We start from the raw sequence: 20,086 nt of genomic DNA on the forward strand, positions 1-20,086 counted from the left end.
GCTATCTATGTTTAAGCACCTCCAATGGTAACGTAAGGCTGAATACTATGGTGGTGGTTAAGGGCTTGATCCGGCACAGTAACAATAAACAAAAAGCTAGCCGCGATGATCAGCAGTACCATTTTTTTCAACATTGTTCATCCACACCTTTTCAATAAGATTTAAAAATGCTGCTTTAGTTTCTGGAACCGTATAATCCTGAAAGTGTAAAAATAGACCCATACAATTTATAAAATAAGTCTCATTATTTAGTATATGATAACTTACCATTGAATACATCAAATGTTTAAAACCATCAATGTAATAACCTCGATGTAAATAATAATAAGCTAACTCGTAACCAAACCACGCGATATAGTCCGGTATCACCTGTTGGGTATATATATCATCAGATGGAGGCTGTATAGAAAACGAATTAATCTCCGTTTCAAACCGTTGAAGTATATCATCCACTTCCAATTCAAATCGGTTTGCTGCAATTATAACATTCAACAATTTGGAGATTTCCTCTTGTTCATTAGAGACTGTTGCTGCTATATATTCAACATAATCTTGAAGCACACTTATATCTCCTGACAATAGCTTATATACGTAAGTATTACCTTCCGCCCAATGTTGAAACAAACCGATCCAGTGTTGGGTATCCTCGTCAGTCTCTTTTACCCAAGCTAAATTAGCGTAGGCGTATGTATATTGTAGTGCTTGTTGATAATCGCCTCGGGCTTCACAGACGCTTGCACACAGTAAATCGGCATAGGTGATGTATACAAACATGGGGCGACTTAGCTTCTTAGTAGCCTCATTGCGTTCTTGGCTCTTCTGTTGATGTTTCCAAGTATATTGGATTTCCGCTTTATCTCTCATTTTTCTCGCCATTTCCTCTACCTTGTCCCATTTACGCAAAGACCTGTATACGTTAGCCAAATCTTTTAATGCATCAAGCTGGTCTATTTCATCCAGGCGCTCAACAAAAACTTCAAATACTGTAGCTACCCTGAGATTTTGGCTTTGGTCATCTCCAACCTGAATCGTGAATATACGATATTGACAGAGTGCCAAACGTTCAGAATGTTGGTACTTCTCCACTTCTGCTACATTCTCATAGAGCAGCAGCGCAGCAGCATGTCGTCCTTGTGCTAATAGCGCTTCTGCAATGTCAAATAGTTTAGGCGAATAGAGTAGATTGTCCATGATTTGTCCAACGATTCGACTGATCGCATCCAGCTTGTCCAGCTCTGCACAACGATATAGCAACCGCTCAATTCTACGCATATTGGGGGAACGTTCGATGATGTAGTTTTCTACATATAAGTCGTAGAAGTAGCCTTCCGGTAAACCCATGGCCTCAGTGATTCGGTCAAGCTGGTTAACAGATATAGGACTATTTCCTGTCAGGATGCCACTTACTATCCCCCTATTAATGCCTGCAATATGCCCGAATTGCGTTAGGTTCAAACCCTCTTGTTTTAGGTATCTGTCTAATTCCGCCCGAATCGTAGGTGTATGCTTCATGTCATATCCACCCTTCGCATAAAAATTCCAAAATTTTTATATTATTGAATTCTATTGTTGTCCAAAATTAACCATATGTCAATATATCATGCAACTAATGTTAGATATCAGATTTTAGCATCAAATAAAATAAAAATACCCTACCAGCCGAAGCCGATAGGGTGTTCACTCGTTTTAAGCAGCTTTATCATCTTTGGTCATTCCGGGTATATCTTAAACACTAATTCGAACAAAGCCCGTTCTAGACAATCCGGCTAGGCTGCTCATTGGATTAAACTTTTTACCATCCTTGAAAATGATTGAAGTGATATTATTCAACAGCTCTTTTCACAGAATTAAACCCAAAGTGATTTAGTGATTATAACCAACAGGATAAAGAGCACCAAAATTGCCGCTGTAGAAGTCCACACACCGCCAACACCTGCACCTGTATCTCCACATGCACCCATGGCTTTAACCTCCTTTATTTGTCGTCACCTTAATATATGTATAAATACGTTCTGTGATAGGGCAAGCAGGTAAATAAAAAACACCCCGCCGGCATTCAGCCAGAAGGATGTTACCGATGCTTTCGGATTGCAGAACGGCGTCCGTATGTGTTGAGGCAATAATATTCTTTCTCCGTTTTATGGGATTCAATTATAGGAGAGCCTTTTGACACTGAAAAAACTACTTCACTAGACTAAAGGTTAGAAGAATGTTAGAAGATCAGTCTTCAGCAAAAAAGCGCGGCCTCCAAAAAGCTTGGAAGCCGCGCTGTACTTGCGTTTGTAAGGATGCTGGTGAAGGGAATTGAACCCCCGGCCTACGCATTACGAGTGCGTTGCTCTACCCCTGAGCTACACCAGCGAGTCAGTATAAGCTGACAACAAAAACTATTATACTCTTCCTTACATAAAAATCAATGACTTACATCCATTTTTTTAACTAGGATTTGGATTTAATTCGGTCACATTCCCTATCCCTGTGCCGGACAGTTTATCTACTACGGAACGGAGCTTTTGACGGCTGGAGGAAGGCTTGTCGCGACGGTCGTCGATTTTGACCGAGGTGGAGACGCGCTTGGCCCCTGACAGGAATGGCGCTTCGTGCAGGGCTGCAATGGCGGTAAACACATCGTCCAACGAGCCTTCAATAATCGTACTCATGGATGTAAGCTCATAGGTAATTCCTTTTTGCGTCTTTAACACTTTTTGCATCTGGGCAACATAGTCGCTTAGGCTGGTACTGCCCGTTCCAATCGGGATTACAGTCACTTCTGCGATGGCCATCGTGGTGTGCCTCCTTTATTTTTGAAATTACACTTCACTTTTTAAAATCTAAAAACACTATCCGATAGAGCAACCTTATTCCACATTAAGGCCATATGTATGCTGAGACGCTGATTGTTTCTGAAAGAAACCTCTTTATCATTCATTGTACCGTTCACACAGCCTCAATTCAAATACAGCCCCCGATTCCCCTGCATATTTTGATTTTCCATTCCTTTTCCTTTACGTATGGCTTCGAATGTTGCTATAATACTCCTTGCACTTATTTGAAATTTTAAGTTTATAAACACAATATGTTGGGTTAAATATTCATAACACTTCTAAATATAGTGATGTAGCCGATAAATTGCATGGGAACCAACTTTCTCTTCCTTCATTGGCAAGCCGCATCGCTATTTCTACGTTATGGGATTACATACAGCCTCAGAATGCTGTCTGAACCATCGATTTTTTCATCATCTTCTTTGTCAACATGATCATCTTCATGCCTATTCCCTAAGTATATATTCCAAATCAGGAAAGCGAGGAATTAATCCTATGCCACAACTCGTAACAAAACCAAACAACCGTCAGTTGGCTTTTGATGAAATACGCATTTCCGTATATGCCGACCGTGTTCTCAGCGGATTGGACAAGCTGGATAAAGATCGCCTTATCCGCGGTGTAACCAGCAAGCTGCGCCGGGACGAAGTCACGGGAGATGAAATCAGCAACGCATTTACGATGGCTGCACTTGAACTGGTCAGCAAAGAAGAACCGGACTGGAAATTCGCCGCTGCGCGTGCATTGCTCACTTCCTTGTATAAAAAAGCGGCGACCCATCGCCGTTACAAATCCTATGCAGACGAGCCTTACGGCGCCTTCTATCCATTGATCACAGAGTTGGTCGAAAAGGGAATCTACCGTCAGGAATTGCTCGATTACTATACTAAAGAGCAAATTGATGAGCTGGGTGCTTCCATTTTGCCGAAAAATGACCTCCTGTTCGATTATATCGGGCTGCTGACGCTGTCTGAGCGCTATTTGGCGAACGATTTTGACGGACGTGTGATGGAGCTGCCGCAGGAACGCTACATGATCATCGCGATGTACCTGATGCACAAGGAACCTGCGGACAAGCGCATGGATCTGGTCAAGGAAGCCTATTGGGCGATGAGCAACATGTACATGACAGCTGCTACACCAACGATGTCCAATGCAGGAAAAAAAGTGGCCGGACAGCTCTCCAGCTGCTTTATTGACACGGTAGACGACTCGCTGGAGGGTATTTTCGATTCCAATACCGATGTAGCTCGTCTCAGCAAAATGGGCGGCGGCATCGGCGTATACCTCGGTAAAGTACGGGCTCGCGGCTCCGATATCCGCGGACATAAAAATACAAGTTCCGGTGTCATTCCATGGATTCGCCAGTTGAACAATACGGCCGTCAGTGTAGACCAATTGGGTACACGCAAAGGCGCGATTGCCGTTTATCTGGACGTATTCCACAAGGACATCCTCGCATTCCTTGACCTGAAGCTGAACAACGGTGATGAGCGGATGCGTGCACATGACGTGTTCCACGGCGTATGTCTGCCTGATCTGTTCATGGAGCAGGTCGAAGCACGCGGCGAATGGAACCTGTTTTGCCCGCATGAAGTGAAGAAGGTTATGGGCTGGAAGGACGAAAACGGCCGTCCATTGGGACTGGAGGATTTTTACGATGAAGCTTTCGGTTCAGGCTCCTTCCGCGAGAAATATGAGGAGGCGTCGCAGCATCCTATACTTTCCCGCATCACGGTGCCTGCCATCGACATCATGAAACGCCTGATGAAATCGCAGTTGGAAACCGGTACGCCGTACATGTTCTACCGCGATACTGTAAACCGTGCCAATCCGAACCGGGCCCACGGTATGGTGTATTCCTCCAACCTGTGTACGGAAATTATGCAAAATCAATCTGCAACCGTAGTGGAAAAAGAGGAATTAGTCACCAAGGACGGACAAACACGCATTGTCATTTCCAAAATCCCTGGCGACTTCGTTGTCTGCAACCTGAACTCCATCCATTTGGCTCGTGCCGTTCCGGCAGGGGTACTGGATCGACTTGTACCGATTCAGGTACGTATGCTGGATAACGTCATTGATATTAACAATATTGAAGTGCTGCAAGCACAATATACGAACAGCCAATACCGCGCAGTCGGTCTGGGCACGTTCGGTCTGCATCACCTGCTCGCACTCGAAGGCATCCGTTGGGAGTCTGATGAAGCGGTAACCTATAACGATCATTTGTATGAAAAAATCAACTATTTGGCTGTTAAATCCAGCATGGAGCTGGCAAAGGAAAAAGGACGTTATGCCAAATTTGAGGGTTCTGACTGGTCGACCGGGCATTATTTTACTTCCCGTGGCTATACGGACGGTACGCGGGAAGGCAAATTCGTTACCTCGTCCGAGTGGAGCGAGCTTGCAGAAGAGGTCAAACAAAACGGCATTCGCAACGCATGGCTGTTCGCCATTGCGCCTAATGGTTCCACGTCAATTATTGCAGGTTCCACTGCGAGTATTGATCCATTGTATGAGCTGCTTTCCTATGAAGAGAAAACAACCTACAAGATTGCCAATCCTGCACCGGACTTGAACGAAAAGACGATCTGGTACTACAAAACGGCTTTCTTGCTGGATCAGCATGCTTCGATCAACATGGCTTCTGCACGTCAGCGTCATATTGACCAAGGCCAAAGCTTTAACCTGTATGTACGCCCTGACATTAAAGCTACGGAATTCCTGGAACTGCACATCCATGCCTGGAAATCAGGTATGAAGTCGACCTATTATGTACGCAGCCGCGCACTGACGATTGAAGAATGCGAAAGCTGCGCATCCTAAACTAAAGGAGAGAATCTCCCATGCAGTTACAAAAGATTTTTAACACGGAAGCGCCTAACCGCTCTACCCGTATTATTGAAGGCGAAAACTCCGGCATTCTGAACTGGAACGATATTCGGATGCCGCATATGTACAAGCTGTATAAAGTGCTACTGCTTAACCACTGGATTCCAGATGAAATTCCGATGTCCAAAGACGCTTCACAGTTTCCTATGCTGGATGCCGAAGAACAGCGCACCTTCAAAATTAACATCGGCCTGCTGGCTGTGCTGGATTCCATGCAAACGATGTTTGTCGGAGATGTAAAACGCTATTTTACCGACTCCTCGCTGGAAGCGATCTCGGCCATTATCGGGCAACAGGAAGTGGTGCATAACCAATCCTACTCCTACGTCCTGTCTTCCTTGGTATCGGAACAGGAGCAAAAGGAAATTTTCGAATACTGGAAAAATGATCCTGTCCTGCTGGAGCGTAACACATTCATTTCGGACATTTACCAGGAGTTCCGCGATGAGCAGAACCCGCAGACCTTTTTCCAGGCGATGGTAGCCGATTTGATTCTAGAAGGCATTTTCTTTTACAGTACATTCGCTTTCTTTTATAATTTGGCCCGTGACCAAAAAATGATGGCCACCAGCCAAATGATCTCGTATATTCAGCGTGATGAAAATCAGCATTGCTACTTCTTTGCTGAAGTGTTCAAGCAGCTATTGGCTGATTTCCCTGAGCTGAACTCAAAGGAAAATACGGACTATGTTTACCGTATGATCAACCGCGCTGTAGAGCTGGAAACGAATTGGGCGCATTATACGCTCAAGGAGGTTCGTGGCATCGACTTGAACGAGCTGAGCGATTATATCAAATATATGGCAAACATGCGCCTGAGGCTGCTTGGTATGGACAAAGCCTATGAAGGTGTAGATGTAAACTGTATGCCTTGGATCAAGCCATTCTCGGATGAAGCGCTGAATGCGACAAAAACAGACTTTTTCGAAGCAAAATCACGCAATTATGGCAAGGTCGGAGACGACAACGGATTTGACGATTTGTAAGTAACAAAATGCAGCCTTAACTCGGTATTTACCGGGTTAAGGCTTTTTTTATGAGGAATGAAAATTACGCAAAAAAGCCTGTCAGGAATCTGTGAACTTTGCCACGCTGTGGATGAGTTCAACAGGAACGGACTGAGGCTTTTTGGCATATAAAAAAACAGGGGGATAAGCATAAGACCCGCTTACAGGAAGTTCACCTTCGTCTGCCATGTCGCATACATATATCCTAGAACCGTGTATTGAGGCACTTTAAGACGGGGGCATCAACACTGTTTTTACCTGCTTCGTATAAGAGGGATAGCCACCCGTATGCTGGAGCATTTCGATTTCACGCAAAATACGCGGCAAGTCAGCGATCGAGTTCATGACGATATGGGCTCCTGCCCTTTTTAACGCGTATACGCTCTGTCTGCGTCGTTCCTCAGCCACTCTGTCGTCCATTTCACGACTGTTTGTTTGTGCCGCGGTTAGCGCACTTTTGTTCTGGTTCAATACACCTACCGTCCATACCCCGGCATTCCTTCCCTCTTGCATATCGGCTGCCGTATCTCCTACCTTTACGATATCGCTGAGCGGAAATACCTGCAAGCGATGTGCAATTTCGTAGATCATCCACGGATAAGGACGTCCCTGTGACACTTCACAAAGGGCTACCATACAATCCAGCGTATAGGGTGACTGGGCAGGCGTGAAAATAGGACCCAACATCTCCATCGGGCAGGCTGTGGTGGCACCCGACTGAATACGACGATCCTGCAATTCATGCAGCGCCTTGTCTATACCGATCACGGGCTCAGCCCCTTGAATCAAGGAACGAAGAACAGGGACAAGCTCAAGATAAATATGCTCAATATCCGCTCTTCCGGGATGTGTACCGAAGCGCTCCAACCATTTTTTTCGAACCTCTGAAAGTCCCAGTACATTGGCAATATGATCACGGATCGGCAACCCTCTTCCATGAGATACCTGCTCTTCGGTTACTTGTACACCTTTCCACCTGAAAATATCAAGCATTCCCTGAATTAGACCCCGTCCTCCGGGGTCCAACAATGTACTTTCGAGATTAAAAATAACCGCCTGTATCATGCAATCCCCGCCTCTCCGTACGCGGCTATCCGCAATCTTTATTACCTTGACATTTGCATCATTCGGTCTCACTTGTTCGCGGGTACAACAATATGCTTGCTTAGGAACATGATACACAGCTAACGTAAACTGAAATGCCGTAAACCGTAAGCGGATTGTAATAGCAATTAATTTCCTTGATTGGTTGTGGATTACTGAGTGTCATAAGGAGGAGTCGCAACATGAGACAGCCTTGGAATGAATTTAATTCCAAAATGCCTTGGCGAATGGAGCTTGGTTGTTATGCGCTGAACAAACTGGCTTGTGGAGGATTGGTCTTTGGCCTCTTATGGGTGTATTGCTATCTGACAGAGGAAATAACGGGGATTCCCGCGACTATAGCAGGCAATAGCGGTCTGACCGCACAGTTGTGGGCCTACGGCTTTGCTCTTCCGGCAGCTCTTGCCGCCGATGCGCTGCGCGATTTTTTGCCCTGGCTACGAAAACCCGAGCAACTCAGCCTGTACCTTGCCGCAGGATTCAGTATCTTTCTCCTGCTAGGTACTTTGATGTCGCCTGCCGGAGCGGGCATTTCATGGAGCAACGGCATAGCTGGTACAGCCATCACACTGCTGTACTACGGAGGAAGACACTGGCTGAACCGCGAGTATGGAGTACAGATCATACTGGCCTTCCTCCTGCCGCTACTCCTATGGCCTATAGGGCTTCAATGATGTCACCGGCCACCACTGCAGCGGGATGCTGCCGATGACGCGCGGCTGTTTCTCCAGCCGCGCCATGCAGGTACACGCCAAAGGCCGCTGCCTGCGAAGCATTCAAACCTTGCGCTAGCAAGCCTGCGATAATGCCTGTCAGCACATCGCCCGCGCCGCCTGTCGCCATTCCGGCATGGCCTGTCGTATTGACGTAGGCTGTTCCGTCAGGGCACGCGATGACGGTACGCGCTCCCTTGAGCACCAGCGTAACCCTGCGTGTCCGGGCATACTCCCGGGCATGGGTGATGCGGTCACGCTGCACCTCTGCTGTCGATATGCCCATTAGACGAGCCATTTCGCCAGGGTGCGGCGTCAGCACGACCGCCGCGTTTCTCGGCTTCCAAGCCTCCAGCTCAGGCCCCGCAGAGGCGAGAATGTTCAGGGCGTCCGCATCGAGCACAAGCGACCCATCGTACTCCTCCCACAGGCGGCGCAGCCAGCCGGTGTCCCCAGGGAAGCGGCCGAGGCCGGGACCGACGGCCAGCACATCGCGTGCCTGCGCGAGTTGCAGCAGCTCGCTCGCGGAGTCGGCGTTCCATTCGCCGTCTCTCCCCGTTGCCGCGGCAGCGAGCATTAGCTCCGGCGCGGCGCCGATCACGTGCGGCAGCAACGCTTCGGGTACTGCCCACGTCACAAGGCCGCTGCCGATCCGCAGGGCGGCACGTGCAGCCAGCAAGCCCGCGCCGCTCATGCGCAGGCTTCCGGCCGCGACAAGAACGTGCCCGTAGGTGCCCTTGTGCCCGTCCGGCACACGGCGGCGGCTTACGTCCACGTTCAGCGCTTCGCGCAGCGTGTCGCCAGTCAGGAGACGCAGCTGCACGCCGCACTCACGGGCAAGACCGGGCGGGATGCCGATGTAGCGTACCACCACCTCGCCTGCGGCCTCGGCGCCCGGGTATTGGACGAGCCCACGCTTCAAATAGGCGAGGCATACGGTGACGCACGCACGAATGCACGGCTCGTGCAGCGCGCCCGTGTCCGCATCGAGGCCGCTAGGCACGTCTACCGACACGAGCGGCGCGCCGCTGGCATTGGCCTCGCGGATCAGCGAGGCATAGGGTTCGCGCGGCGGGCCCTGCGTACCCGTGCCCAGCAGGGCATCGACGATGCCTGAGGCGCCACGCAGGTCGAGGGCATCCCGGCCGTAGACGATGACCGGGATGCCTAGAGCCGCGATGATATCGCGTCCGGCAGCCGCCTCGCCGCGCAGCGTATCCGGTGAGTCGGCATAGACAACGGTGACGTGCAGGCCCGCATCGGTCAGATGACGGGCTGCAACCAGTCCGTCGCCCCCGTTGTTGCCTTTGCCCACGAGGATATACCAATGCTCCCGTTGCCATACATCATGGCATCCGTGATTCCACGGCTCCACCCGAATGACCTCCCCGTGACTCGGCAGATCCCCCGGGCCTGTCTGGGAGACCTTTTCTGCCGCCTGCCCCCTGAACACATCAGCGCCGTCAGCATCGCAGGTCTGATTGGGCCTTCCTCCCAATCCCCCATTACCTGATCTGCTTTTCATAGCACAGAGCTTTAATACTTCGTCAGCTACTGCTCGCCCGGCATTTTCCATCAACGTGAGGGCCGGGATACCCAGCTTGTCAATCGTATACCGATCCAGTTGCCGCATTTCATCGGCAGTCACCATATACATACTTTTTCCCCTCCCGTATTGCTGTACTTATGGTTTAATACCCAACCGTAAAACGGGAATTGACAAATTCACCCGCCACCAGCTCATCAATCAGCGCTACTGCATAATCTTCTACCGAGATACGGCTGTGGCCCAGCTCGTCAACCACCAAATGATCCAGGCCAATGCGGAAATGTCCTGTACGTTTCCCCGATTCTATAATTCCAGCCGGACTGCAGTACGTCCAATCCACATCGGCAGCGCGATACAGTTCAAGTGCCTCAGCATGTGCTGCCGCAAGTGGCTTGACTTCTTCGGGGAACTCGGCGGTATCCATCAGACGTTCACCGTTTTCTGTTTTGAGGCTTCCGGCTCCGCCAACTACAAGTATGCGCTCCACACCGGAACGTCGAGTGCCTTCCAATAAAGACCGAGTGGCTTCGAGCAATTCTTCCTCGGCTCCAAATGTGGGGCCGTAGGCGCTAATGATAGCATCGTGACCTTTCGCCACCTCCGTAACTGAATTTGGATTTAGAATATCCGCTTGAACGACCGCCAAATATTCGCTTTGCTCCGTCACCCGCTGCGGATTACGCACCGCCGCCGTTACCTCATACTTGCGCTTGATTGCTTCCTTCACTAATGCTTGACCAATCGTTCCTGTTGCTCCGAAAATAATAACCTTCATCGTCTCTTGCCTTCTTCCTGTCTATGATTTACTTACTATTTAGTATTTCGCAAAATTCGATTTCAGTCGTTTATTCGTTGTCTCTCCAGCTTAAGCCCTTATACAATATCAGCTATAGCCCGCCGGGCTGTCGCCAGTACATCCCTTCTGACCTGGGACTGACGGGTTGAAAGCCGAATTGTGCATACAAGCGGTCGGCCGGTTTATCCGCGATCAGTGTCACAAAGCTGCCCGCCGGAACTTCTCGTCTTAAATACTCCATAATCTCTTCCATAAGCTTACGTCCATAGCCTTTTCCCTGGTGGGAAGGCTTGACTGCAATATCAGTAACCAGAAAAAACACACCGACATCACCGCTCACCCGGCCCATCCCGATCAATTCCTGTCCAAGCCGCAGTGTCACGGCAAACAAACTGTTCGGCAGGCCCTTGGCTGCTGCTTCTTCCGTAATTTGCGTTAAACCAGCTTCCTTACGTAACGCCCGATACTCCTGGACGGATGGAACGGCGTAATCCACTCGAAGCTCCACGTACGGTTGATTCGATGTCTTATGATGTTCTGTGGTAATATCTATATTTTTATTCATAGTAAATCTCCTCCCCCGCTTGTAATCTTATCTATTTTACCAAAAAATGCTTCATATATCTTGGTCAGATACAGACAAGCCCTTGAAATGCCTGTGCGGTCTGTGCAATAGTGTAGGAAGAACTATGGAAGGAGGGATTGCGGGTGTCCCCGACGGACTTCGCGGCCTTAGCCGCATATATCTCACCCGGTCTGATTGCCTTCCTGCTGGCGTTGTCCTTGCTGGTATGGCTGTATGTTCACAGCGCAGCCCAGCTTCGCAATTCTCGTCAGCAGCGGCTAAATGAATTACAGGAGTCGCTACGCATCTACGGGCGATTAGCAGGCTGCCTTCAAACCTCTACCCAGGACGGCAGCAGCAACCAAAAGCAGCCACATCCAAACGGACTGATTCATGCTCTTCAGGAGGCGAAGGCCACTCCCTATTTGACTCCTCACCTACAGGAGCAGGTGCAAGCATCTCTCCGGGAATGCGATGCTTTCCGCAGGGAATTGCTTCTCAAATCCCTGGAGCGCGAAATGAACAAATTGATCGAGGAGCGGCGGCTTGTTTTGCTGGAGTCACATGCTCCGGGCTGGGGAACAGCTTTATGGAAGCTGCTTCGTCCGGCAGCCGGCCCGTTGGCGCTGGTCGGGATCGTCTGGCTGGTCTCACGGCTGCTTGTCGAATGGGTCTCGTATAGCAACGTCTATAGTAGCCTGTCCAAGACTGCGTCATCTGCCTATTGGCTTATAGCATGTACATGGATGAGATTCGTATCCGGTTTGATCGCACTGCTGTATGGTTATCGGCTGATGACCTTGCGCAGACAAAATGATCTGGACGTTACGGCTTCCCATTTCCCAACAAGCCTGTTGTCTATGGTGATCGCTGCTGTTGCTTTGTTTCAATGGATCGGACCAGAAGCTTCTCCCTATATACTAGCTGTACAGCTTGTGTTGTTTTTAATTGGCTTCCGGCTCACCCGAGGTCGCTCCCGGAGTGATCGTCCTTATGTCGGTTATCCTGGCGTGATCAAGACGGATTCAGCTCAGCAAGCGGTGCATACCGCAGACAAAGATAGAACGTCTGATTCTTCTTTGACAGAAGAACATACCCGATATTAACCTTTTATAACCATATACCCTCATCAGGACATCCCGACAACAGCGAGTGGTTTTAGGGATGTCCTGTTTTTTGAACGATTTTGGGCTTTTTGAGGGGTTAGACTTGTGCCAGCAATCAAGGAAAGGGTATATTGTTTATATAAATGTAAATCATATCGTTTTTTATGTATGAATATTGAAAAAAATCCATATATGTTAAACTACCATCAATTGATGATGTGCGTTAGAATTGGAGGAACTATGCAACTGGACATTTCTGAAAAATCACTTCCCGTATATGAAGCGCTGGCCAGTGAGGTTCGGCTGAATATGATTGTTCTGCTTGCGGAGAAGCCTATGAATATACGTGAGCTGGCGGAAGCGCTGGGACTTAGCAGTGCGATTATGACCATGCATGTCAAAAAGCTGGAGAGAGCGTCCATTATTTCGACCAAAATGCTGCCCGGACGTGGTGGAGTTCAGAAGGTGTGCTCGCTGGCTACGGACAAAATTGAAATCGCTATGCCACGCTATCAGCAGGATGTACGGCAATTTCATCAGACGGAGATTTCCGTCGGGCACTTTACGGATTTCGAAATTCAGCCGACCTGTGGATTGGCTACCGTCGAGAAAATCATCGGAGAATTCGACGAGCCTCGTTCATTCCTGGACCCTGAGCGCTTCAATTCCAAAATCCTGTGGTTTAGCCAAGGATATATGGATTATAAGGTACCTAATTTCCTGCTGTCCAGCCAAAAGGCTGAGGAGCTGGAAATTTCGATGGAGCTATCGTCCGAGGCGCCTTTTACCAATGATAATTGGCCTTCAGACATTACCTTCTTTCTGAATGATGTCAATCTGGGTACTTGGACCAGCCCCGGGGATTTCGGGGATAACCGTGGTAAATACACACCCGCATGGTGGCCAGACTTCATCAATCAATACGGTTTGCTCAAAAGACTTCGCATTACGTCCGAGGGTACCTTTATGGACGGCAAGCAGATATCCGATGTGACTTTAAGCCAAGTGCTGATTGATCAAAAGCAATGGAAATTCCGTATTGCCATATTGGATGATGCCCAGCATGTTGGAGGGGTGACCCTGTTCGGTACCGGATTCGGTAACTACAATCAGGATATTCTGTTCCGCTTGTACTACAAGCCTGCCGAAAACCACACCAAAACAGCAGCGGTTGAAGCTGACGAACCCAGCAAATAGCTGTCGAGCCATTTCAGACCGTTTCAAGACCTGGAACACGGCGTTTTGCCCATGCCTTTCATGGAAGCAAAACGCCGTGTTTTACTATGCACTCTTTCAATGCTCTACGGCTACCGTACAGGTTCAATGCATACAGGAGAAGGAACCTCCAGCACATAGCCCGTTCGTGTCAGTCGACCGTCCTCATCATGGATAGCAAAAGATACGATGTTATTTCCATCCTGATTCGCCACCACCAGATAACCTGACAGGATGTTGAAGTTACGCGGCGTGCCACCGAAGGTTTCCACCCACTCGACCGCCTCCAGCTTGCCGCTGTCCTGTTCGACATGGTACAGTACAATGCTGTCATGTCCCCGGTTTGACACATATACATAGCGCCCACAAAGTGTAATCCGAATATCTGCGGCTGTATTTTCCACATCAATGATGCCTGCCGGCAATGTGGACAGGCTTTGCAGCAAAGTAAGCTCTCCATTACGTTCATTGTAGCTAAACACAGCAACGGTATTGTTTAACTCATTGGCGACAAAAGCATAAGGACGTGAAGGATGAAATACCAGATGGCGCGGGCCGGAGCCAGGCGGCAAATCTGCTTCACAATGGGTCACCAGTTTTCCATCCTCTGTCAAACGGTATACTACAATCTGATCCAGACCCAGATCACATACCAAGGCATACTGTCCTGAAGGATCAGGAATAATCGAATGGGGATGTGCCGCATCCTGGCGGTCCTGGCGAATACCTGAGCCCGTATGCTGAACCTGCCCCGACATATCTCCCAGCCCTCCAGCTTGTGTCGTCGGGAATACCGTGGCATTCCCACCTGAATAGTTAGAGACCAGTACATAACGTCCATCCGCTGTTACGGACACATAGCAGGTGTGTGCCCCCTCCGTCCCTTTTCGATCCAAAGGATGTAGCTCTCCTGTCTGGGCATTTACCTGATACACATACAGCTCACCTTCCTCTGTCTCACTGGCAGCATACAGCTTCATCCCATCCGGGTGCAGCGCCAAAAAGGAAGGCCGCTCAATCCCCTCTACACCGCCAATCATACGCAGATCACCGTTTTCTATATGCAAAGCGCATACATAAATCCCTCTTTTCTCACGTGACGCATAAGTTCCTGTAAAAAATAACTGCTCACTTCGTTCATCCATTCGGCCTACGCCTCCCTCCGATTGCTGCGTTGTCTTGCATTATTACCCATAATCGACTCCAAACTGCACTTTGATTCTCTTTACACAGACTTCTCGTTTTGTTAATATTGTTAAAGTTAATTGTCAACCTTTTAAAATTCATTTTGGTTGACAATTAAAACACTAGGTTGGTGAAGGATGGTGATCATTATGCACTATGAACGTCTTGCCGCCATGAATAAGGCGCACTTATGGCTTCCCTTTACTCAAATGAAAGATTACAACGAGTCGGACCCTCTTATTATCGAACGTGGTGAAGGTGTCAAACTGTATGATGTCCAGGGACGGTCTTATTATGACGGGTTCTCGTCTGTTTGGCTTAATGTACACGGACACAACGTGCCGGAACTGAATCAGGCAATCACGGATCAGTTAGATCGGGTCGCCCACTCTACACTGCTGGGAATGGCGAATATACCTGCTATCGAGCTGGCTGAGAAGCTGGTAGGGATCACCCCCAAGGGTTTAAACAAAGTGTTTTACTCCGATTCAGGAGCAACCGGTGTCGAAATCGCAATCAAAATGGCGTTTCAATACTGGCACAACCGCGGAATACATGAGAAAAAGACATTTATTACGATGAATCAAGCGTATCATGGAGATACAATCGGGGCAGTTAGCGTCAGTGCGATTCCACTGTATCATGATGTGTTCCGACCGATGCTGTTCTCCACAGAGGTCATTCCTTATCCTTATGCTTACCGCCACAAGGGCGGCGCAGTGGGTGCAATGGAGTCTACTTTAACCGCTTTACGCAGTTTGCTGGAGACTCGTGGGGATGAAATTGCAGCTCTCATGGTGGAGCCGATCGTGCAGGGAGCGGCAGGAATGATCATCATGCCGCCCGGCTGTTTGCGGGAAATGGCCGCGCTTTGCCGTAAACACGACGTACTACTCATCGCGGACGAAGTCGCAACAGGCTTCGGTCGGACGGGAGCCATGTTTGCCTGTGATCTCGAAGGCGTTTCGCCTGATCTGATGGTTGTCGGCAAAGGACTCACTGGCGGCTATTTGCCCGTGGCCGCGACACTTGCGACTGACGAGATATATGACGCCTTCTATGCCGATTATCAAGAGCAAAAAACATTTTTCCACGGACACTCCTTTACCGGAAACCCGCTTGGCTGTGCCGTTGCTTTAGCTAGTCTAAAACGATTCGAGGAGCGAGATATGCTACAAGGCGTGATAGCAAAGTCCTCATGGGTCCAGCAAAAGCTTATGGCACTTAAAGAACGGCCGCATGTCGGTGAAATTCGCCAAAAGGGTCTGATGATCGGCATCGAACTCGTACGTGATAAGGCTTCACGCGAGCCATACGATTGGGCAGATCGAATCGGCGTTCGTGCTGCCCAGCGTGCAAGAGAGCTTGGCATGCTTACAAGACCGCTTGGCAATGTTGTCGTATTTATCCCCCCTCTTGCCAGCACAGAGGATGAGTTGGATGCCATGACAGATATTTTGGCAGCATCCATTATTGACGTCACCGAAAATGGATTAACGACATGAGCACACTGCGGGGAATGTTTATAACCGGTACGGATACCAGTGTTGGGAAGACAATTGTGACATCGGCACTTGCCGCTGCGCTGCGTGCAGAAGGTCTGAATGCGGGTGTCTGGAAGCCTGTGCAGTCTGGCGGCCTTCTTGGCAGCGGAGCAACGGATGCCGAACGCCTGCTGCAAAGCACAGGCATCTGTGAACGCCCCGAGGCTGTAGCACCCTTTACGTTCGAAGCACCGCTGGCCCCAATGCTTGCCGCGAAGCAGACGGGTGTGACGCTTAGTCTTAAGGAGATTATCGCCGCAGGAAAACCACTTATCAAACGCTATCAAGCACTGCTTATTGAAGGGGCGGGTGGGGTCGCTGTACCGCTGACCGATAACGCACTGGTGATTGACCTGATTTCCATGCTTCACGTACCCGTTCTGATCGTGGCCAGGTCTGGTCTGGGTACCATTAATCATACACTTTTGACCATTTCCTTCTTACAGCAGCGCGGAATCCCGATTGTAGGCATCATTATGAACAACAGCGAATGTATTGACGCCCTAGATGATCCAAGTGCCGTGACAAATACAGAACTCATCGAACAATACAGCGGCGGCCTGAAGGTCCTTGGGCATTTTCCATACTTACATGACGAGGCAAATACTGAGATGCTTATCCATTCTGTTCGAAGAACAATTCAATTAGCGCCGATCAGGCAAGCATTGTCCGTATAATCCTCTCGGGGAATGATGGACATAACAACAATTGAAGTCTCAGGCTTTGAAATGAAATTAGATGCTCTACAAGGCGGTGATGATCATCCTTTGGATGAAAAAAGAACTTGAGGCATTACACCACGCATCAATGGAACGCCGCTTGCGTACCCATGTCCCTATCCCCGAAAGTCCTGGTTATGTGATGCATGGCGGACGAGCACTGCTCGACTTGTCCTCGAATGACTATCTAGGGCTTGCCCAGCATCCTGCTATTATTGAAGCAATGCGTGATGCACTCCTCAAGGAAGGAGCCGGCGCCGGTGCCTCCAGGCTTGTAACCGGCAATCGGCAGCCATATGCACAGCTTGAAAAAGCGTTGGCAGAATGGCAAAACTGTGATGCGGCACTTGTCTTCGCAAACGGGTATACAGCCAATGTTGGTGTCATTAGCGCGCTTGTGGGCCGTGGCGATGTGGTATTCAGCGACCAGTTCAACCATGCCAGCATGGTCGACGGCATTATTTTGAGCCGCGCCGAGCATGCACGGTATCGCCATAACGATATGGAGCATTTGCGTGCCTTATTGCATAAATTCCGTGATAAACGGCGGAAGCTAATCGTGACGGACGCAATCTTTTCCATGGATGGTGATCAGGCGCGCTTGCTCGACCTTATTGCGCTCAAACGGGAGTATAATGCTCTGCTGATGGTTGACGAGGCACATAGCGGAGGGGTTTACGGTTCACGTGGCGAGGGATTGATCTCTGCACTTGGGGTAACAAGTAATGTGGATATTCATATGGGAACGCTCAGCAAATCGTTTGGCATCTACGGAGCTTATGTTTGTGCAAATGAGACGCTCATCAGCTGGCTGATAAACAAGGCCAGGCCGCTTATCTTTTCAACGGCACTCCCCCCTTCTCTTATAGCGGGGGCTGTCCAAGCATTGAAGCTGATACAAACAGAACACTGGCGTCGTGAACGGCTAATCGCGGCAAGCAAATTTTTTCGTTCCTCATTATGTGATGCGGGTTTTAACATCGGTAACGGAGATTCTGCAATTGTGCCCTTGATCCTAGAACATAATCATAAGGCTCTGCTATTTAGCAGTGCTCTGGAAACCGAAGGTATTGCGGCGATAGCCATTCGTCCTCCAACAGTACCCGAGGGTACTGCGAGAATTCGCTTCTCTTTATCGGCTGCACATTCCCTGGAGGAGCTAACAGATGCCGTTACGAAAATTTGCAGGCTAGGACTTCAACTGGGGGTTTTGGAATCATGCCGTCAGAATTAGGTGGCGCCATCCTGTGGCTGACCGGGTGGAGTATGTCGAATAAGGTCTTTGATCAGCTTCGCGGGCTTCTCCCTGATTTTCATCATGTTTCTGTAGATTACAGCGCTGCTGCTTCCTCCGAGGAGATATTGCATTTGGCCGAAACTGCAGCGAAAGGTTTTCTTTCCTCATACTCCGGTCCTTTTCTGATAGCAGGCTGGTCACTGGGCGGGTTATTGGCATTGAAACTCGCGGATCAGAAACTGGCAGATGGACTCATACTTTTTTCAGCAACAGCCAGGTTTACCCGTCCTAAAGAACAACAGAATCGCGGCTGGGCAGATATCTATGTTAGGCAGATGATCACCGGACTCCAAAGAGATCGGCAGGCTATAGAGAGCAAATTCAGTCAGATGATGTTTACGGACTTGGAAACAGCGTCGGAACTCAGGAACCATCGTTCCCTCATAGGCAACTGGACAACTCCGGCACTCATCGCGGGACTTGAAACCCTCCGTCATCTAGAATGCCTCTCTCGACTTCCGGCAATTCATTGTCCGGTTCTTCTTATACACGGTACCGAAGATCAGATTTGTCCTTACGAGGCAGCAGAGGAGTTGCTTATGCAATTGCCTCAGGCAAAACTACTAGCCATACCCGATAGCGGACATGCTCCGTTTTTGGGAAGGGAGGCACTTATGGCTGAATCAATTAGGAGTTGGTGGCATGATCAGTAGAAAAGCAACTATTGCACGGCAATTTAACCGCAGCGCGGCAGGGTTGTATGATACTCATGCCCATGTGCAGCGTACCATGGCGGACATGCTTGCAGAATTTCTTATGCGACAGACAAATGCCGATGATTCCAACAAACTCAGCATGCTTGAGATCGGATGTGGCACCGGTATTCTAACTGAAATTTTGGTGAACAGATGGCCGTACTCATCTATTACTGCGCTGGATATTGCACCTGCAATGATTCTGACCGCTGAACAGCGTGTGCTGAGTACTGCAAATCCTGTAGGCTCGAACGATAGACCATCATCTGATATTCACTTTTTGCTTGCCGATGTCGAAATATGGGCGGCTAACACTCCTGCCTCTTCGTTCGACCTCATCGTTTCCAGCGCTTGTTTCCAATGGTTGAGCCAGCCGCAGCAAACACTGAATTACCTTTACCGACTGCTTCGCCCCGGAGGGATACTCGCATTCGCAACCTTTGGACCTGGTACCTTCCACGAGTTGCATACGGCTTTTGAAGAAGTTTACCGTGCTGAAGATATGATGCCCCAGAGGCACGGACTCTCGTTTCAATCTGCAAATCAATGGAAAGATTCATTGACAACAGCTGGTTTCTCCAATATTCAATATAAATGTAAGCTGTTAACGGAAGAATACGCTTCACCAAGAGATTTTCTATTATCTGTAAAGGCGCTGGGAGCTAGCACTTCAGAAGCCGTTATTTCCGGCAGTCTCGGATCGCGGCGTCTGTTCACCAGCCTGTATAAAGAGTATGAAGATCGTTTCAGCACGCCGGAAGGTGTTGCAGCGACTTATGACATTGTACTTATTCAGGCATCAAAAACTCAGTGATCTTTAAGGACACAAATCAAAAAAACAGGACGTTTCGTTCAAGAAACGTCCTGTTTT

The 20,086-nt window shown here is 49.0% G+C and carries 18 protein-coding genes and 1 tRNA gene; 10 read left to right on the forward strand and 9 right to left on the reverse strand.

What is annotated here, in order from left to right; all coding sequences use genetic code 11:
- Positions 1 to 96: 96 nt before the first annotated feature.
- From LCF57_RS06160 to LCF57_RS06175, 4 genes are all read right to left on the reverse strand, one after another.
- Complete coding sequence (locus LCF57_RS06160; RefSeq protein ID WP_225999908.1) at positions 97 to 1,512, reverse strand: helix-turn-helix domain-containing protein; 1,416 nt, start codon at positions 1,510 to 1,512, stop codon at positions 97 to 99.
- A 335-nt stretch (positions 1,513 to 1,847) separates the two neighbouring features.
- Positions 1,848 to 1,961, reverse strand: a complete 114-nt coding sequence (locus LCF57_RS06165) for a YjcZ family sporulation protein (protein ID WP_225999909.1) — start codon at positions 1,959 to 1,961, stop codon at positions 1,848 to 1,850.
- 328 nt (positions 1,962 to 2,289) lie between these two features.
- Positions 2,290 to 2,361: transfer RNA gene (locus LCF57_RS06170), tRNA-Thr, on the reverse strand.
- Positions 2,362 to 2,435: 74 nt separating this feature from the next.
- Positions 2,436 to 2,783: an MTH1187 family thiamine-binding protein gene (locus LCF57_RS06175; protein ID WP_225999910.1), complete on the reverse strand. Its 348-nt coding sequence runs from the start codon at positions 2,781 to 2,783 to the stop codon at positions 2,436 to 2,438.
- 537 nt (positions 2,784 to 3,320) lie between these two features.
- Here LCF57_RS06175 and LCF57_RS06180 point away from each other — a divergent pair.
- Positions 3,321 to 5,654 carry a ribonucleoside-diphosphate reductase subunit alpha gene (locus LCF57_RS06180; RefSeq protein WP_225999911.1) on the forward strand — a complete coding sequence of 778 codons (2,334 nt, stop codon included), beginning with the start codon at positions 3,321 to 3,323 and terminating at the stop codon, positions 5,652 to 5,654.
- Positions 5,655 to 5,674: 20 nt separating this feature from the next.
- Positions 5,675 to 6,706, forward strand: coding sequence for a ribonucleotide-diphosphate reductase subunit beta (locus LCF57_RS06185; RefSeq protein ID WP_225999912.1), 1,032 nt, complete (start codon positions 5,675 to 5,677; stop codon positions 6,704 to 6,706).
- Between the two features lie 249 nt (positions 6,707 to 6,955).
- Here LCF57_RS06185 and LCF57_RS06190 read toward each other — a convergent pair whose 3' ends face one another.
- Complete coding sequence (locus tag LCF57_RS06190) at positions 6,956 to 7,792, reverse strand: HAD hydrolase-like protein (protein ID WP_226000016.1); 837 nt, start codon at positions 7,790 to 7,792, stop codon at positions 6,956 to 6,958.
- A 221-nt stretch (positions 7,793 to 8,013) separates the two neighbouring features.
- On the opposite strand from LCF57_RS06190, the gene LCF57_RS06195 reads away from it, so the two are divergent.
- Positions 8,014 to 8,505: a hypothetical protein gene (locus tag LCF57_RS06195; RefSeq protein WP_225999913.1), complete on the forward strand. Its 492-nt coding sequence runs from the start codon at positions 8,014 to 8,016 to the stop codon at positions 8,503 to 8,505.
- Here the strand turns inward: LCF57_RS06195 and LCF57_RS06200 are convergent.
- The 3 genes from LCF57_RS06200 to LCF57_RS06210 all read right to left on the reverse strand — a co-directional run bounded on the left by LCF57_RS06200 (position 8,489) and on the right by LCF57_RS06210 (position 11,454).
- Complete coding sequence (locus LCF57_RS06200; protein WP_225999914.1) at positions 8,489 to 10,201, reverse strand: NAD(P)H-hydrate dehydratase; 1,713 nt, start codon at positions 10,199 to 10,201, stop codon at positions 8,489 to 8,491. The genes LCF57_RS06195 and LCF57_RS06200 overlap by 17 nt on opposite strands.
- A gap of 34 nt (positions 10,202 to 10,235) precedes the next feature.
- A complete protein-coding gene (locus LCF57_RS06205; RefSeq protein ID WP_225999915.1) occupies positions 10,236 to 10,868 on the reverse strand; it encodes an NAD(P)-dependent oxidoreductase in 633 nt (210 codons plus the stop codon).
- A 112-nt stretch (positions 10,869 to 10,980) separates the two neighbouring features.
- The gene (locus LCF57_RS06210; RefSeq protein ID WP_225999916.1) at positions 10,981 to 11,454 is read right to left on the reverse strand and encodes a GNAT family N-acetyltransferase; all 474 of its coding nucleotides are present in this window, start codon (positions 11,452 to 11,454) and stop codon (positions 10,981 to 10,983) included.
- A gap of 143 nt (positions 11,455 to 11,597) precedes the next feature.
- Between LCF57_RS06210 and LCF57_RS06215 the strand changes: the two genes are divergently transcribed.
- Positions 11,598 to 12,560 carry a hypothetical protein gene (locus LCF57_RS06215; RefSeq protein WP_225999917.1) on the forward strand — a complete coding sequence of 321 codons (963 nt, stop codon included), beginning with the start codon at positions 11,598 to 11,600 and terminating at the stop codon, positions 12,558 to 12,560.
- Positions 12,561 to 12,800: 240 nt separating this feature from the next.
- Positions 12,801 to 13,757 carry an ArsR/SmtB family transcription factor gene (locus LCF57_RS06220; RefSeq protein ID WP_225999918.1) on the forward strand — a complete coding sequence of 319 codons (957 nt, stop codon included), beginning with the start codon at positions 12,801 to 12,803 and terminating at the stop codon, positions 13,755 to 13,757.
- Positions 13,758 to 13,867: 110 nt separating this feature from the next.
- Here LCF57_RS06220 and LCF57_RS06225 read toward each other — a convergent pair whose 3' ends face one another.
- Positions 13,868 to 14,920: a lactonase family protein gene (locus LCF57_RS06225; protein ID WP_225999919.1), complete on the reverse strand. Its 1,053-nt coding sequence runs from the start codon at positions 14,918 to 14,920 to the stop codon at positions 13,868 to 13,870.
- Between the two features lie 177 nt (positions 14,921 to 15,097).
- On the opposite strand from LCF57_RS06225, the gene bioA reads away from it, so the two are divergent.
- The 5 genes from bioA to bioC all read left to right on the forward strand — a co-directional run bounded on the left by bioA (position 15,098) and on the right by bioC (position 20,029).
- On the forward strand, positions 15,098 to 16,465 hold the full coding sequence (gene bioA, locus LCF57_RS06230) for an adenosylmethionine--8-amino-7-oxononanoate transaminase (RefSeq protein ID WP_225999920.1): 1,368 nt from the start codon (positions 15,098 to 15,100) through the stop codon (positions 16,463 to 16,465).
- Entirely contained in the window at positions 16,462 to 17,181 is a 720-nt protein-coding gene (bioD, locus tag LCF57_RS06235) for a dethiobiotin synthase (RefSeq protein ID WP_225999921.1), read from the forward strand. Before bioA ends, bioD begins: the two co-directional genes overlap by 4 nt.
- Before the next feature lie 94 nt (positions 17,182 to 17,275).
- The gene (bioF, locus tag LCF57_RS06240; protein WP_225999922.1) at positions 17,276 to 18,457 is read left to right on the forward strand and encodes an 8-amino-7-oxononanoate synthase; all 1,182 of its coding nucleotides are present in this window, start codon (positions 17,276 to 17,278) and stop codon (positions 18,455 to 18,457) included.
- Positions 18,442 to 19,173, forward strand: a complete 732-nt coding sequence (locus LCF57_RS06245) for an alpha/beta fold hydrolase (protein ID WP_225999923.1) — start codon at positions 18,442 to 18,444, stop codon at positions 19,171 to 19,173. The genes bioF and LCF57_RS06245 overlap by 16 nt, the downstream gene beginning before the upstream one ends.
- Positions 19,163 to 20,029 carry a malonyl-ACP O-methyltransferase BioC gene (bioC, locus tag LCF57_RS06250; RefSeq protein ID WP_225999924.1) on the forward strand — a complete coding sequence of 289 codons (867 nt, stop codon included), beginning with the start codon at positions 19,163 to 19,165 and terminating at the stop codon, positions 20,027 to 20,029. The genes LCF57_RS06245 and bioC overlap by 11 nt, the downstream gene beginning before the upstream one ends.
- The last annotated feature ends 57 nt before the right edge of the window (positions 20,030 to 20,086 follow it).

It is taken from the genome of Paenibacillus sp. BJ-4, from assembly GCF_020404765.1.
GTDB lineage: Bacteria > Bacillota > Bacilli > Paenibacillales > Paenibacillaceae > Paenibacillus.